This window comes from Streptomyces sp. NPDC002467, assembly GCF_042889825.1.
In the GTDB taxonomy this organism is placed as follows: Bacteria; Actinomycetota; Actinomycetes; order Streptomycetales; family Streptomycetaceae; genus Streptomyces.
In genome coordinates, this window is the sequence record NZ_JBIARJ010000010.1 from 1 (window position 1) to 15,216 (window position 15,216).

The 15,216-nt window shown below is 72.8% G+C and carries 15 protein-coding genes; 6 read left to right on the forward strand and 9 right to left on the reverse strand.

The features are described 5' to 3' along the window. From ACFYYJ_RS21190 to uvrB, 4 genes are all read right to left on the reverse strand, one after another. The coding region (locus ACFYYJ_RS21190) for a TerC family protein (RefSeq protein WP_389134445.1) at positions 1-1,077 on the reverse strand (1,077 nt) is incomplete at its 3' end. 232 nt (positions 1,078-1,309) lie between these two features. Further along, complete coding sequence (locus ACFYYJ_RS21195; RefSeq protein WP_385358144.1) at positions 1,310-3,232, reverse strand: TerD family protein; 1,923 nt, start codon at positions 3,230-3,232, stop codon at positions 1,310-1,312. 34 nt (positions 3,233-3,266) lie between these two features. Beyond that, entirely contained in the window at positions 3,267-3,845 is a 579-nt protein-coding gene (locus ACFYYJ_RS21200; protein ID WP_385129940.1) for a TerD family protein, read from the reverse strand. A 90-nt stretch (positions 3,846-3,935) separates the two neighbouring features. Continuing rightward, positions 3,936-6,092 (reverse strand): excinuclease ABC subunit UvrB, encoded by a 2,157-nt coding sequence (uvrB, locus tag ACFYYJ_RS21205; RefSeq protein ID WP_385129942.1) that lies wholly within the window; start codon positions 6,090-6,092, stop codon positions 3,936-3,938. Positions 6,093-6,356: 264 nt separating this feature from the next. On the opposite strand from uvrB, the gene ACFYYJ_RS21210 reads away from it, so the two are divergent. From ACFYYJ_RS21210 to ACFYYJ_RS21220, 3 genes are all read left to right on the forward strand, one after another. After that, positions 6,357-7,277, forward strand: coding sequence for a glycerophosphodiester phosphodiesterase (locus ACFYYJ_RS21210; protein ID WP_389134447.1), 921 nt, complete (start codon positions 6,357-6,359; stop codon positions 7,275-7,277). A 37-nt stretch (positions 7,278-7,314) separates the two neighbouring features. Further along, complete coding sequence (locus tag ACFYYJ_RS21215) at positions 7,315-7,887, forward strand: methylated-DNA--[protein]-cysteine S-methyltransferase (protein WP_389134449.1); 573 nt, start codon at positions 7,315-7,317, stop codon at positions 7,885-7,887. Positions 7,888-8,107: 220 nt separating this feature from the next. Beyond that, complete coding sequence (locus ACFYYJ_RS21220; RefSeq protein ID WP_385129981.1) at positions 8,108-9,319, forward strand: MFS transporter; 1,212 nt, start codon at positions 8,108-8,110, stop codon at positions 9,317-9,319. A gap of 30 nt (positions 9,320-9,349) precedes the next feature. Here ACFYYJ_RS21220 and ACFYYJ_RS21225 read toward each other — a convergent pair whose 3' ends face one another. Continuing rightward, complete coding sequence (locus ACFYYJ_RS21225; RefSeq protein ID WP_385129947.1) at positions 9,350-9,727, reverse strand: cupin domain-containing protein; 378 nt, start codon at positions 9,725-9,727, stop codon at positions 9,350-9,352. Positions 9,728-9,894: 167 nt separating this feature from the next. Here ACFYYJ_RS21225 and ACFYYJ_RS21230 point away from each other — a divergent pair, with 167 nt between their 5' ends. Both ACFYYJ_RS21230 and ACFYYJ_RS21235 read left to right on the forward strand, forming a co-directional pair. Then, complete coding sequence (locus ACFYYJ_RS21230) at positions 9,895-10,827, forward strand: pseudouridine-5'-phosphate glycosidase (protein ID WP_385129948.1); 933 nt, start codon at positions 9,895-9,897, stop codon at positions 10,825-10,827. Further along, a complete protein-coding gene (locus ACFYYJ_RS21235; RefSeq protein WP_389134452.1) occupies positions 10,824-11,753 on the forward strand; it encodes a carbohydrate kinase family protein in 930 nt (309 codons plus the stop codon). The genes ACFYYJ_RS21230 and ACFYYJ_RS21235 overlap by 4 nt, the downstream gene beginning before the upstream one ends. A 27-nt stretch (positions 11,754-11,780) precedes the next feature. On the opposite strand, the gene ACFYYJ_RS21240 is transcribed toward ACFYYJ_RS21235, so the two are convergent. From ACFYYJ_RS21240 to ACFYYJ_RS21250, 3 genes are all read right to left on the reverse strand, one after another. Then, the gene (locus ACFYYJ_RS21240) at positions 11,781-12,443 is read right to left on the reverse strand and encodes a hypothetical protein (RefSeq protein WP_389134454.1); all 663 of its coding nucleotides are present in this window, start codon (positions 12,441-12,443) and stop codon (positions 11,781-11,783) included. 191 nt (positions 12,444-12,634) lie between these two features. Further along, positions 12,635-13,279, reverse strand: a complete 645-nt coding sequence (locus tag ACFYYJ_RS21245; RefSeq protein WP_385129954.1) for a uridine kinase — start codon at positions 13,277-13,279, stop codon at positions 12,635-12,637. A 10-nt stretch (positions 13,280-13,289) separates the two neighbouring features. Continuing rightward, a complete protein-coding gene (locus ACFYYJ_RS21250; protein ID WP_385358160.1) occupies positions 13,290-13,679 on the reverse strand; it encodes a cupin domain-containing protein in 390 nt (129 codons plus the stop codon). 139 nt (positions 13,680-13,818) lie between these two features. Between ACFYYJ_RS21250 and ACFYYJ_RS21255 the strand changes: the two genes are divergently transcribed. Beyond that, a complete protein-coding gene (locus ACFYYJ_RS21255; protein WP_385358162.1) occupies positions 13,819-14,475 on the forward strand; it encodes a DUF2293 domain-containing protein in 657 nt (218 codons plus the stop codon). Here the strand turns inward: ACFYYJ_RS21255 and ACFYYJ_RS21260 are convergent. Then, a complete protein-coding gene (locus ACFYYJ_RS21260; protein WP_389134458.1) occupies positions 14,462-15,169 on the reverse strand; it encodes a chaplin family protein in 708 nt (235 codons plus the stop codon). The two genes, ACFYYJ_RS21255 and ACFYYJ_RS21260, sit on opposite strands and share 14 nt — an antisense overlap. Between the last annotated feature and the right edge of the window lie 47 nt (positions 15,170-15,216).

A 15,216-nucleotide genomic window follows, 5' to 3' on the forward strand; every position in this document is an offset into this window, starting at 1 on the left:
CCAACCCGGGTGGGGGGGGGCCGGGGGGGGGTACGTTAACGGGGGGGGCCCGACGCGGCCCCCCCCGCTGCCCCCCGGGCCGGGGGCGGGGCCCCGCCCCCCGGGGGGGGGGGGGCGCGCGCCCCCCCCCCGCTTCTTGGAGGCGATGAGGCTGGTGATCGTGGTGATGACCAGGACACCGCAGATGACGCCCAGGGAGACCGGGATCGAGATCACCGGGACGTGCACGCCGGACTCGTGCAGGGCGTGCAGCACCAGCTTGACGCCGATGAAGCCCAGGATGATCGAAAGGCCGTAGCTGAGGTGGACCAGCTTCTTGAGCAGGCCGCCGATGAGGAAGTACAGCTGGCGCAGACCCATCAGCGCGAAGGCGTTGGCCGTGAAGACGATGTACGGGTCCTGGGTCAGGCCGAAGATCGCGGGGATCGAGTCCAGGGCGAACAGCACGTCGGTGGTGCCGATGGCGAGCATGACGACCATCAGCGGGGTCAGTACGCGCTTGCCGTTCTTCTCGATGAAGAGCTTGGTGCCGTGGTACTTGTCCGCGACGCCGAACTTCTTCTCGACGGACTTGAGGAGACGGTTCTCCTCGAACTCTGCCTCGTCGGAGGCCCCCTCGTCCTTGCGGGCCTCCTGGATCAGCTTCCACGCGGTGTAGATCAGGAAGGCGCCGAAGATGTAGAAGACCCAGGAGAAGCTGGCGATGATCGCGGCGCCGGCCGCGATGAAGATCGCGCGGAGCACCAGGGCGATCAGCACGCCGACGAGCAGCACGCGCTGCTGGAGGTGCGAGGGAACCGCGAACTTCGCCATGATCAGGACGAAGACGAAGAGGTTGTCGACGCTCAGGGACTTCTCGGTGATGAAGCCGGCGAAGAACTCCTGGGAGGCCTGGCCGTTGCCGAAGAACCACAGGCCGAGGCCGAAGAGTCCGGCGAGGGCGATCCAGACGACCGTCCAGGTGCCCGCTTCCTTGATCGACACGTCGTGCGGTTTGCGGCCGATGAAGAAATCGGCGCCGATGAGGAGGGACAGACCAAGGATGGTCAGCGCCCACAGGGTCCAGGAAACTTCCACGGTAAACACGCCTCCGGCGGATGGCTCAGCACTTCGTCAGCGTCATCGCTGCCGGAGGTCTCTTCCACCCTGGCGACCTGGAGGCCGTGGGCCGACGCCCCGGGACAAGTCACTGTCCGTATTGACGGGCACGCCGTAGCAGGAAAGCAGGAATACTCCCCTCCGCAGGCACCAGGGTACCCGCGGAGGGCAGTTTTGGTAAAGGGAAGACCAAGGACTGGTCAGCGGAAGGTCATCGGCCGCTCCAGCGGGCGGCCGCCACCCGCTCCAGCACGTCTTCGATGACCCTGCTGCCCTGCGGCGGCAGGTTCGGCTCGAAGGTCCACTGGTGGTGCACCCACGGGTCGGCGAGGTGGTCGTCCGCCACGGGCGACAGCCTCATCAGCGAGCGCCACAGCGGGTCGAGCAGCGGGCCGTAGGCCGAGGCCTCGTCACGGTCCGCGACCATCAGCAGGTGCACGCCGACCGCCGCGCCCTCGTCGGCGAGGTAGCGCAGCTGGGTGACGGCCCGGTCGTCGAAGCCGTGCGGGAAGTCGTGCACGATCAGCAGCTGCTCGGCCGTGTCCACGTCCGGCGGCAGGTCCTCGGGGGCACCGGCCCGCAGGGCCATCTGTACGAGGTCCACGCGCCGGGTCAGCTTCGCCAGGGTCTCGGTGACCCCCGCGGCGCCGGCGGCGGGCGGCGCGGCCAGCACCCCGGCGCGCACGAGCGGCGCCAGGGCGGCGGATCCGGCCCCGGCCGCGTCGATGACGTGGACGGAGTACCGGTCCGCGGGGTGCACCGCGAGCAGCCGTACCGCGTAGGCGACGGCCATGTCCATGGCGGCCCGGCGCAGCTTGTCGGCGTCCATGGCCATGGCGGCCTCGGAGCCGGTGCGGCCGTTGTCGATCCACAGCCCGCGCTCCAGCGGCACCCGCACCAGCATGGGGATCCGCAGGGCGGGCCGCTCGGGCAGGTGGAGGTCGCCCAGGCGCAGGGCCAGCGGCGGCTCCTCGGGCAGCCCGGCGGAGCGGCCGGCGTGCCAGACGGGGTTGTCCCAGCGCGCGTACGCGGCCGGCAGGGCCGGCTCGACCACCTCGGACTCGGCGACCAGCTGCGTGAGGTCCCGGTCGAGGACGGCGCGGGCCTGGGCGACGAGCTCGTCGCGACGGGCCCGCGCGGTGTCGCGGGCGGCGTTCCCGGAACCGCCGATGCGGTGACGGGGGTCGGACAGGGCCTCGTCGAGCTCGCGGTCCAAGCGGGAGTCGGCGAAGTCCACGGCGCTGCGGTAGGCGGCGACCGCGCGGGCCAGGTCCTCGAACATGCCCCAGACCTGGTTGTACAGCCGCTCCTCCATGGACCAGCCACTGGCGTCGCCCGCGACGGGGGTCGGGAACTCGCCCGGCTGCTGCGGCGGGGCCGCCTGCGGGGCGGGCTCGGGCGGCTGGGTGGTGGTGCGGCGGCGCGGGTGGGCGTAGCTGATCGTGGCGTCGCCCGTGCCGGCCGCTGCGCCGCCCGCGTCGGCCGGGGGCGGCGTCTGCGCGGGCGCGGGGCCCGGCGTGCCCGGGTAGGGCACTCCGGAGACCGGGACCGGGTCGGAGGCGACGGGGACCGGGTCGGAGGCCACCGGGGCCGCGACGCTCGCGTTCACCCGCGCCGCCAGCTCGGCGGCGGCGGGGGCGGCGAGCCCGTGGTCGGCGAACAGGGCGGCGAGCCCGTCCGCGTACCCCTGGCCGACGGCGCGGACCTTCCAGGCGCCTTGGCGCCGGTAGAGCTCCAGGGCCACCACGGCGGTCTCCGCGTCGAGCCCGGTCAGGGTGTACTCGGCCAGCTCGGTGCCGTCCGCGCCCGCGACGCCGATGTGCGAGGCGGCGACGGCACCGAAGCGGGCCGGGCCGCCCGGGGGGAGGGAGAGCAGGACGCCGACCCGGTGCACCTCGGCGGCCACCGCGTCGAGGTCGACGGCGAACCGGTGCGAGGAGGCGGACCCGTCGGGCGCCTCCACCCCCGGCAGGGCGCGCGCACCGGGGTGCGCGATCCCGTCCGGACCGGTCACCGCGCCCTGCTCGTTCCCGAGCGAGGCCAGCGCGAGCACCGGTGTGCCCGCCGAGACCGTGATCCGCACCTGGTGTTCGGACAGGGCATGGTTCTGCCCTCGGACCAGTTCGGCCGCCATCGTCCCGTCTCCCCCCGTTCTTCCTTCTTCGCGCTTACAGGTGCGGCAGGATCGCCGGCATCAGGTCCTGGAAGGTGCGGCCGTTGGCCGGGGTGCCCAGGGCCGTCATCTGCCAGCCGCCGCCCGCGCGCGACACCTTCGCCATGATCTGCGCGGTGTACTGACCGCCGCCGTTGAGCGTGTAGCGGGCCAGCTCCTGCCCGTTGGTCTCGTCGACGATGCGGCAGAACGCGTTCTCCACCTCCTGGAACGTCTGGCCGGTGAAGGAGTTCACCGTGAAGACGATCTGGTCGATGTGCACCGGCACGCGCTGCAGGTCGACGAGGATGCACTCGTCGTCCCCGCCCTGGCCGGCGCCGCCGACGAGGTTGTCACCGGTGTGCCGGACCGAGCCGTCGTCGCTCTGCAGGTGCCGGAAGAAGACGACGTCCACCGGCTGCTTGTCGGCGAAGAGCACCGCCGAGGCATCCAGGTCGATCTCCCGGGTCCGCGAACCGAAGAGCCCGCGGCGCTTCGCCGCCTGCCAGCCGAGGCCCATCCGGACCGCGGTCAGCGTCCCTCCGTCCGACTTCTGCAGACTGATGGCCTGTCCCTTGGTCATGTTGACCGTCACGCGTCGTCCCCTCTCCCATGGCCCGCCCCATTGGACGGGCACGCAGCATGTACCTGCGGCTGTGACCCAACCCTACTGACACCCTCCGGGTCAGGCGAGGCCCGCTTCCTTCATCTGCCGCAGCTCCTTCTTCAACTCGCCCACCTCGTCGCGGATCCGGGCCGCCACCTCGAACTGGAGCTCGGCGGCCGCACCGCGCATGCGCTCGGTCATCTGCTCGATCAGCGCGGCCAGTTCGGCGGCCGGACGGTCGGTGAGCACCTCGGCCGACTTCCCGCCCTTGGCCGCCTTCGCACCCTTTCCGGCCTTCGCCGCCTGGCCGGCCTTGCCACCCAGCGCGGGCACCGGCGCCTTGAGTGCCTTGCCGTCCTTCGTCTGCCGGTAGCCGGTGCCGAGGAGTTCCTCGGTGTCGAGTTCCTCGCGGGCGATGGTGGCGACGATGTCGTTGATCTTCTTGCGCAGCGGCTGCGGGTCGATCCCGTTGGCCGTGTTGTAGGCGACCTGCTTCTCGCGGCGCCGGTTGGTCTCGTCGATGGCCTGCGCCATCGCCGGGGTGATGCTGTCCGCGTACATGTGGACCTGGCCGGAGACGTTGCGCGCCGCGCGGCCGATGGTCTGGATGAGCGAGGTGCCGGAGCGCAGGAAGCCCTGCTTGTCGGCGTCCAGGATCGCCACGAGCGAGACCTCGGGAAGGTCGAGGCCCTCGCGGAGCAGGTTGATGCCGACGAGGACGTCGTACTCGCCGGCGCGCAGCTCGCGCAGCAGCTCGATGCGGCGCAGGGTGTCCACGTCGCTGTGCAGGTAGCGGACCTGGATGCCGAGCTCCAGGAAGTAGTCGGTGAGGTCCTCGGCCATCTTCTTGGTGAGGGTGGTGACCAGGACGCGCTCGTCCTTCTCCACCCGCTGACGGATCTCGTGGACCAGGTCGTCGATCTGGCCCTCGGTGGGCTTGACGACGACCTCGGGGTCGATGAGGCCGGTGGGTCGGATGATCTGCTCGACGAAGCCGTCGCCGCGCGAGAGCTCGTACTTGCCCGGGGTGGCCGACAGGTAGACGGTCTGGCCGACGCGCTCCAGGAACTCCTCCCACTTCAGCGGCCGGTTGTCGAGCGCGGACGGCAGCCGGAAGCCGTGGTCGACCAGGGTCCGCTTGCGCGAGGCGTCGCCCTCGTACATCGCGCCGATCTGCGGCACCGTGACGTGCGATTCGTCGATGACGAGGAGGAAGTCCTCGGGGAAGTAGTCGATGAGGGTGTTGGGCGCGGAGCCGGGCTCGCGGTCGTCCATGTGCAGCGAGTAGTTCTCGATGCCGGAGCAGGACCCGATCTGGCGCATCATCTCCAGGTCGTAGGTGGTGCGCATGCGCAGCCGCTGGGCCTCCAGCATCTTGCCCTGCTTCTCCAGCTCGGCGAGGCGCTCGGCCAGCTCGGCCTCGATGCCGCGGACGGCCTTCTCCATGCGCTCGGGGCCGGCGACGTAGTGGCTGGCGGGAAAGACGTAGAGCTCGCGGTCCTCGCTGATGACCTCGCCGGTCAGCGGGTGCAGCGTGGAGAGGGCTTCGATCTCGTCGCCGAACATCTCGATGCGGACGGCCAGTTCCTCGTAGACCGGGAAGATCTCGATGGTGTCGCCGCGCACGCGGAAGGTGCCGCGGGTGAAGGCCAGGTCGTTGCGCGTGTACTGGATGTCGACGAAGCGGCGCAGCAGCTGGTCCCGGTCGATCTCCTCGCCGACCTTGAGGGAGACCATGCGGTCCACGTACTCCTGTGGGGTACCCAGGCCGTAGATGCAGGACACGGAGGCGACGACGATGACGTCGCGCCGGGTGAGCAGCGAGTTGGTGGCGGAGTGGCGCAGCCGCTCCACCTCCTCGTTGATCGAGGAGTCCTTCTCGATGTAGGTGTCGGACTGCGGTACGTACGCCTCGGGCTGGTAGTAGTCGTAGTACGAGACGAAGTACTCGACCGCGTTGTTCGGCAGCAGCTCGCGGAACTCGTTCGCCAGCTGGGCGGCGAGCGTCTTGTTCGGCGCCATCACCAGGGTGGGCCGCTGGAGCTTCTCGATCATCCAGGCGGTGGTCGCCGACTTTCCGGTGCCGGTCGCACCCAGTAGGACGACATCCTTCTCACCTGCACGGATGCGCTTCTCCAGCTCGGCGATGGCCGTCGGCTGGTCGCCGCTGGGCTGGTAGGAGCTGACGACCTCGAAAGGCGCCACCGTGCGTTCGATCTTCGATACGGGCCGCATGAGTCAACCGTACGACCCGCCACTGACACTCACGCGCCCGTATAGGGGACGCGCCGCGCGCGGGCGGCGCGGGGGCACGACCGACCTCACCCGTTCTGGTCCGTTTGTCGTAGTTCGGTGGCGGCTCGGTGATCTTCAACCCCATGATCGCGGTGAAGGCCCGCCGTGAACCGCCGCCAACCGCCGTGAAGTGCATCCCACAACGTCTGCCGCTCCGCACCCGTTTGACGCAGGAACAGGGCTCACGACCCGAGGAGAACGCACATGTACGTCCGACCCGCCGCCGCGACCGCCGCCGCATTCCTGGGCTTCACCCTCACCCTGCTGGGCGGTACGGCCTCCAGCGCCGCCCCAGGCCCGGGCACCGGCTCCCCCGCCGGCCCCGCCACCCACCGGGCGGAAGCGGGAGAACCCGTCGTGTACGCCCACCGGGGGGCCGCGGCGTACGCCCCGGAGAACACCCTCGACTCGATCGACCTGGCGAGGCGGCTGGGCTTCGACTGGGTCGAGAACGACGTGCAGCGCACCAAGGACGGCGAGCTCTTGGTGATCCACGACGACACCCTCGCCCGGACCACCGACGTCGAGCAGGTCTTCCCCGACCGCAAGCCCTGGAGGGTCAAGGACTTCACGGCGGCCGAGATCGCCCGGCTGGACGCGGGCAGCTGGTTCGGCGAGGAGTACGCGGGCGCCTTCGTGCCGACCCTGCGGGAGTACCTCGACCGGGTGCAGCGCAACCGGCAGCGACTCCTGCTGGAGATCAAGAACCCGGGGCTCTACCCGGGGATCGAGGAGCAGACCCTGAAGGTGCTCGGCGAGGCGGGCTGGCTCGACGAGCGCCACGTCTCGCAGCGGCTGGTGGTGCAGAGCTTCAGCGCCGACTCCGTGCGCATCGTGCACGGGCTGCGCCCGGACCTGGTGACGGCCTTCCTGGGCACCCCGACCGTGGCCGACCTGCCCGAGTACGCCGAGTTCACGGACCGGATCAACCCGTGGCACACCACGATCTCGGCCGACTGGGTCGCCGCGGTCCACGGCCTGCGGGGGCCCCACGGCAAGGCCATGGAGGTGGACACCTGGACCGTCGACGACGCCGCGACCGCCCGGAAGGTGAAGGCGATGGGGGTGGACGGGATCATCACCAACGCCCCGGACGTGGTCCGCGACGCGGTGGGCGGCTTCTGAGGGCGGCGCTGTCGGTGGGGGCCCGTACGGTGGAGGCGTGGACAGCACCGAGCGGCCCGGCGGGCCGCACCTCGAATGGACCGTCGTCACGGACGACGGGACCGGCATCGGGCCTCTCCTCCTGGCCGCGACCCCGGTGGGTCTGGTCCGGGTCGAGTTCCATGCCGTGCCGGAGCGGGTCGACGCGATGATCGGCTCGCTCGTCGCCCGGCTCGGCGCGGACGCCCGGCGGCCCGCGCCGGGCGAGGAGGTGCTGCTGGCCGAGGCGATACGCCAGCTGTCCGCGTACTTCGCCGGCTCGCTGCGGCGGTTCGAGCTGCCGCTGGACTGGCGCCTCAGCTCCGGCTTCAACCGGCAGGTGCTCCAGGAGCTGGACCGCTCCGTGCCGTACGGCGCGGTCGTCGGCTACGGGGAACTGGCCGCCCGTATGGGCCAGCCGGGCGCCGCGCAGGCCGTGGGCAACGCGATGGGGTCGAATCCGCTGCCGGTGGTCGTGCCGTGCCACCGGGTCGTGGAGAACGACGGGGGCATCGGGGGCTTCGGGGGCGGCGTGGAGACGAAGCGGCAGCTCCTCGCACTGGAGGGCGTACTGCCACAGCCCCTGTTCTGACCGGTGCGGTATTCCCGGTACCGCCGGCGGGTAAGGGGTGGGAAACTGCGGCGGTGACTACTTCTGCCGCCGCACCCGGCCGGATCCCGTCCCCCGTCCCACCGTCGCGAGGGGGGTGTACCGCGTGACCGCGTCCTCCGACACCAACCGGTCCGCCGTGCCGCTCGTGCGGACCGAAGAGGAGCTCGCCCGGCTGCAGCGGCGCACGTCCGGGGTGCTCATGGCCAGCCAGGTCCTCGGCGGTCTCGGCGTGCCCATCAGCATCGCCCTGGCCCCCGTACTGGCCACGCAGGTCAGCGGCACCGAGGCCCTGTCCGGATTCGCCTCCACCGCCGCGGTGATCGGCACCGCCGTGGTCTCGCTCCCGCTCGCCGCCCTGATGACCGCGCGGGGGCGGCGACCCGGGCTGGTGCTCGGGTACGGGATCGGCGCGGTCGGCGCGGCCCTCGTCGTCCTCGCCGCCGTCGTCAAGAGCTTCCCGCTGCTCATGATCGGCATGGCCGCCTTCGGCGCCGCCTCCTCCGCCAACCTCGGGGCCCGGTTCGCCGCCGCCGACCTCGCCGCCCCGGACCGCCGGGCCCGGGCGATCTCGGTCGTCGTGTGGTCCTCCACCCTCGGCGCGGTGCTCGGCCCGAACCTCTCCGCCCCGGCCAGCCGCAGCTTCGCCGGCACCTCCATACCCGAGACGGCGGGCCCCTTCGTGTGGGCCGGCGCCGTCTTCGTACTGACCGGTGCGCTGATAGCCGTACTCCTGCGACCCGACCCGCTGCTGACGGCCAGGGCGCAGGCCTCGCCGGAGGAGCAGTCCCGGGAGGGCCGCTCGCTGCGCGCCGGGTTCGCCGCGGTCAAGGCCTCCCCGCGGGCGCGGCTCGCGCTCGTCACCGTCGCGGTGTCGCACACCGTCATGGTCTCGATCATGGTGATGACCCCGATGGACCTGGGTCACCACGGCGCCGGTCTGGAGCTCGTCGGGCTGGTGATCAGCGGCCACATCGCCGGCATGTTCGCCTTCTCGCCCGTCATGGGCTGGCTCGCGGACCGTCTCGGCCGGCTCGCCGTGATCGGCCTCGCGGCCGGGCTCCTGTCGACCGCCGCGCTGCTCGCCGGCACCGCCGGGCCCAGTCACGCGCAGAGCGCCCTCGGCCTCTTCCTGCTCGGCCTGGGCTGGTCCGCCGGCATGGTGTCCGGCTCGGCGCTGCTGACCGACTCGGTCCCGCAGCCCGCGCGGGCCGCCGTACAGGGCCTGAGCGACCTCACGATGAACGCCTCCGCGGGCCTGGGCGGCGCGGCCGCCGGCCTGGTCATGTCCCAGGCGGGCTACGGCTGGCTGAACGCCATCGGGGCCGCGCTGTTGCTGCCGCTGGCGGCGCTCGCCCTGTTCACCTCGCGCCGCCACCCCGTTCCCGCGAAGGGCGTTCAGCAGCCCCAATAGGCTGAGTGGGCCTCAGTGGCCTGAGTGGCCTCAGTAGCTGATGTGGTACGCCTTGCGGAGCGTCTCGTGCACGGTCCAGGTGGTCTTGTCGCCCTCCCGCAGGACGCAGGCCGACCCCGGGCCCACCTCCAGGGTCGCGCCGCCCTCGACCTCGATGGTGGCGCGGCCGCTGACCACCACGAACAGCTCGTTGGCCTCGACGTCGGTGACCACGCCGGGGGTGATCTGCCAGATCCCTCGCAGCTGCTTGCCGTCCGGCGACTCCCACAGCACCTTGCCCGTCACGACGGGGTCCCCGGAGACGATCTGGTCGGGGTCGAGGTCATCGGCCTCCAGTTCGGAGTCCGGTACGTCGGAGACGGAGACGGCGAAGGAGGCGGGGGCTGCGGAGTGGTCACTGGTGCTCATGGCGCGCCAGCGTAGTCCGGACCACCGGCACGACACGGTGAGCGGAGCGTCCAGGAACGACCCCGCCGACGAGTCACCCTGTCCAGTGGGGACGGTGTTCGGACAGGTTGCGGCGGGAGTGGCGGGAGCGCGTTTGGGCGCGCCGATCGCGTGCCATGGATGGGGACATGTCACAGCACACAGCGGTTGAGCTCCCGGTCCTGTCGGAAGAGGTACGTGAGGCACTCGCGCGGCGCAGGCCCGTCGTGGCCCTGGAGTCGACGATCCTCGCGCACGGCCTGCCCCGCCCCCGCAATCTGGCGGTGGGCCTGGAACTGGAGGCTCTGGTCAGGTCGGAGGGCGCGGTTCCGGCGACGATCGCGGTCCTGGACGGAGTCGCGTACGCGGGCCTGGACAAGGCCCAGTTGGAGCGGATCGCCGGCGGTGACGGGGTCCGCAAGCTCGGCCACCGGGATCTGGCACCGGCCCTGGCCGCGGGTGCGACCGGGGCGACGACGGTGTCCGCCACGGCCTTCCTGGCCGCCCGGGCGGGCCTGCGGGTCTTCGCCACGGGCGGGCTCGGGGGCGTGCACCGTGAATGGGCGCAGACCCAGGACGAGTCCGCGGACCTGTCGCTGCTGGCACGGACGCGGATCACGGTGGTGTGCGCGGGCGTGAAGTCGATCCTGGACGTGCCGGCCACGCTGCAGCGGCTGGAGACGCTGGGGGTGGGGGTCCTCGGGTACGGGACGGATCGTTTCCCCGGCTTCTACCTGGCCGATTCGGGCGAGCCGGTGGACTGGACCGTGGACCGGCCGGAGGAGGTGGCGGCGGTGATGGCCGCCCAGGACGCACTGGGCGGGCCGGAGTCGGCGCTGCTGGTGGCCAATCCGGTGGCGGAGGCGGAGCAGCTGGATCCGGAGCTGCACGACCGGGTGCTGGCGGAGGCGCTCGCGGAGTGCCGCGAGCGGGGGATCACGGGGCAGGCGGTGACGCCGTTCCTGCTGGGGTACCTGGTACGGGCGACGGACGGGGCCTCGCTGGAGGCCAACCTGGCGGCGGTACGGGGCAACGTACGGCTCGGGGCCGCGATCGCAGGGGCCTGGGCGGCCCGGGCGTGACGGGCGAGACGGGCGGGGCGGGCGGGGCGGCCTCGACGGGCGCGTTGCTGATAGTCGGGGACGTGGTGACGGACGTGGTCGCCGTGCACACCGAGGCGCTGGCCCCGGCCACCGACACGGCCGCCCGCATCCGGACCCTGCCCGGCGGCGCGGGGGCCAACGCGGCCTGTTGGGCGGCCCGTACGGGAGCGGCCGAGGTCCGGCTGCTCGCGCGGGTGGGCGCGGATTCGGCGCGTTGGCACGAGGAGGCGCTGCGCGCGGCGGGGGTGCGGCCGCGGCTGGTGGTCGACCCGGACGAGCCGACCGGCACGGTGGTCTCGCTGGTCGGCAAGGACGCGGAGCGGACCTTCCTCACCGACAGCGGGGCCGCGCTGCGGCTGTGCCCCGCCGACTGGACCCCGTCCCTGCTGGACGGGGCGGCCCACCTGCACCTGTCCGGGTACCTGTTCTTCGCCGACAGCAGCCGGGAACTGGCGCTGGTCGCGCTGCGGGCGGCCCGGGCGCGCGGGGTGCCGGTGAGCGTGGACCCGGCGTCGGCCGGGTTCCTGGCGGCTCTGGGGCCCCGCCGGTTCCTCGACTCGGTGGCGGGGGTCGACGTACTGCTGCCCAATGAGGACGAGGCCCGGCTGCTGGCCGGGCTCCCGGAACCGGCCGGGGTGGCGCGGGCGGCGGTGGAGCTGAGCCGGCGGGTTCCGCTGGTGGTGGTGACCCTGGGCGCGGCGGGAGCGCTGGTCGCCGAGCGGGGCCGGATCACCGCCGAGGTCCCGGCGGAGCCGGCGGAGGCGCTGGACTCCACGGGCGCCGGGGACGCGTTCACCGGCGGCTTCCTGGCGGCCCGGCTCACGGGCGCGACCCCGGCGGACGCGGCCCGTGCGGGGTGCCGTGCCGCCGCGAGGGCGGTCGCCCGGCTGGGCGGGCGACCTTAGCGGGAGCGGCGGCAGCGGCAGCACGGGCTACAGCAGGTACTCCTCCTGGCCGAGGGTGTCGATGATGCCCCTGTGGTTCGCGTTGTAGTGGAACACCAACCCCCTGTTCGGGTGGGACTCCAGCCATGACGTGAGCTCGTGCAGGGTGATCGGCTTGCTCACGGAGGAAGACGTGACCGGACTGAAGGCGGTGATCCTGGCGTCCTCGGCGATCGGGACCACGACTTCCGCGCCGACCGTCACGAAGGGCGTCCTGCCGTCCTTCACGGCGCAGCCCCAGTTCCCGTGCTTGACGATCAGGTGGGCGGATCCGCCCTCCGGGGTCCATCGGTAGACGGCGATCTCGTCGTCGGCGACCGGCGGCTTGCCACAGGTCGGGACGGGAGCGGGGCCCGGCGGCTTCGGCTTGCCGGTCGGGACGGCGGTGGCGGGCGGGTCCGGCTTCTTCGACGGGCTCACGGAGGCGGCCGGTGACGCCGCGCCGGCGCCGGCCGTGGCCGACGGCGTGACCGCGGGCAACGGGTTCGCCGGGCTCGCGCCCGGGCTCGTACCCGCGGCCCCCGCGGCCCCGCTGCCGTCGTCGCCGTTGCACGCCGTGAGCACGAGGGCCCCGCACAGCACCAGTGCGGCGCACGCGCGCAGCCGCAGCCGCCGTCTCGGACCGGTGACCGCCCTACCGCGTCCGCCCATTGCCGTCCCCCTCCGCCAAGGTGCCACCGGGTGACCTCCGTTGCAGTCCGGCGTCAACGTAGCGCCGCGTTCCGGCCGGGACCGTGGCCGGATCCGGTTCGTCGCCGCACGCGGATGGCTCTGTTACGGATCCCGTACGTCCGGCGCGGGCCGGACGCGCGGGCCGGATGCCCGGGCCGGCTCCGCGGAGGTCAGCGAGCGGAGCGGGGCAGACCGGTCCAGGCGGGGTGGCGGGGGTCGTCGGCCCGGACCACCGCGTCGGCCCCGGACCCCGGGTCGGTGTCCGCCTCGTACCGGGCGAAGGCGGGCAGCGTCCAGCGCGCCGACTCCTCGGTGCGCCGGGCCAGCGCCCCGGCCGACAGCCTGATGTGGACGCTGAGGTCGAAGGGGAACCAGTGCCCCAGCAGCAGCGGTCCGTGCACGATCAGCACTCCGCCGGGCGGGAGTTCGACGTACGGGCTGCGGGTCGCGCGGTCGGTCGCCGGGTCCCACAGGTCGGGCAGCACCCGCCCGGTCCCCCCGGGGTCCGTCGGGCCGAACACCTCCCGCCAGAGCGCGGCGGTGTCGTACCAGCCGCCGAGGTACGAGTCCACGTCCTCGCGCCCGAACTCGAACCGCAGCGAGGCCGGCCGCAGGAACCCCTCGGCCGCCACCACCAGCGTGGGCCGGCTGCGCAGGCGCAACTCCTCCGCGAGGTGGCCCGCGAGGACTCCGGTGTCGGCGGCGGGCGCCCCGTCGATGCCGACCCGCTGCCAACCCGTCGGGGCGGGGGTGTCGTCGAGGTGACCGGCGAGCCGCTCGGCCATCCGCTGCCAGGTGATCGCTTCGAACCGCACCGGTCCATTGTCAACGGCAGCAGGCCGCTCCGGTGACCCCGGGCGGGGGCGGGGTGGGTATGGCGAAGGGGGTGCCCGCCGGGAGTGCGGGGGTGATGTGGAGGACGACCGGTTCGGAGCCGAGGTTGTGGCCCAGGTGGACGTGGTCGATGCCGGCGGGTTCCACGAAGGCGGTTCCCGCCGGGTGTGTCTCCACCGTCCCGTCGGACAGGACCCGGGTCAGGGTCCCCGCCAGGACCACGGCGTCCAGCGGGACCCGGTGGAAGTGCCAGCCGGTGCAGCCGCCCGGCGGTATGACGACCTCCCGCCCCCGGCCCGTCCGCTTCCCCCTGACCTTCGACCGTCCGGGTCTCGGGGTGGCGGCACGGGCCGGTGCGGCCCTCACCTGCAGTGCACGCATGTACCCCTCCTCCGTGGACCGCCGGTGGACCACCGCATCACGGTAGGAGGGCACCACGAAGTCGAGGAGAAATTGCGGAAACATCAACCGCCGCCCCCCGTCAGGTGATATGAGGACCCGACGGCGGTATCACACCTGTATGAGCCTGGTGGTGTTCGAGTCCGCGAAGCAGATCCACTGTGCGGAGTGCCGGCAGGGGCCGTTGCGGCACCTCGTCCGGGAGGCCGGCGTGCCGCGTTGCCTGGACTGCGCGGATCTCGGGCACCTGGTGTACCTGCCGCGCGGGGACGCCGCGCTCACCCGCCGCTCCCGCGAGGCCAGTTCTCTCTCCGCCGTCGTCGTCCGCTTCAACAAGCGCCGCCGCCGCTACGAACGGCAGGGCCTGTTCGTCGAGGACGCCGCGCTGGCGCGCGCGGAACGCGCCTGCCTCGTGGACTCCGAGGCGCGGGCCCGACGCCGGGAGCGTGACCGGGTGCGACGTGCGGCCGAGGACACCCGGTTCACGGCGGCCTTCGCCGCCGAGATCGTGCGGCTGTTCCCGGGCTGCCCGGCGGACCGGGCCGTGGCGATCGCGACGCACGCCTCGCTGCGCGGCAGCGGCCGGGTGGGCCGCACCGCGGCGGGCCGGGCCCTCGACGAACTGGCGGTCACCGTCGCGGTGCGGGCCGCCGTGCGGCACATCGACACCGAGTACGACGCCCTGCTGATGGCGGGCGTACCGCGGTTCGCGGCCCGGGCCCGCCTGGCCCCGCGGATCGACGCGATCCTGGACGGCTGGCGTATCAGGCCTGGTTGAGGCGGAAGCGGCGGTAGAGGAGCACGCCTCCGAGGAGCAGGACCCCGCCGCCGGGCAGCAGGTAGCCGACGCCGTCGGAGCCGGTGTGGGCGAGCGCTCCGGTCTGGTTCCCCGGTACCGGCGGGGCCGGCGGCGTCACCGGCGGCACGGTCACGGGCGGCACGGTCACGGGCGGCACGGTGACGGGCGGCCGCGGGGGCGGCACGGCTTCGCCGGGCGTCCCGCCGTTGACAGAGGTGTTGCCGTGGACGGGATTGCCGACGCCCACGACGTTGACGGAGTTGCCGCTGACGTTCAGCGGGAGGTCGATCGGCAACTGGATGCCGTTGCCGGAGAGCACTCCGGGGGAATCCTTTCCGTGTCCGTCGGCCGACGCGCCCCCTCCTGACCCTGTTTTCGATGGGTGTGAGGGCCTCGGGTCCGGATTGCCGCCACCGCCGCCGGGCGCGCCGTTGGCACAGTTGTTGCCGGCCGCGGAGTTGAGCACGCCGACCACGCTGACGGTGTTCCCGCACACGTTCACCGGGACGTTCACGGGCAGCTGCACCAGGTTCCCGGACAGCAGTCCCGGCGAGCGTTCGGTCCGGCCGGCCGCGTCCGCATCGGCGTGGGCGAAACCGCTCACACCCGCGACCGCCAGCCCACCTCCCGCGACCACCGCCGCGATCAAGCCGTTCCGACGACTGTGACGCATCAGATTTCCCTGCCTTCCGGAGGAGTTCGCGGGCGCTGCACCCACAC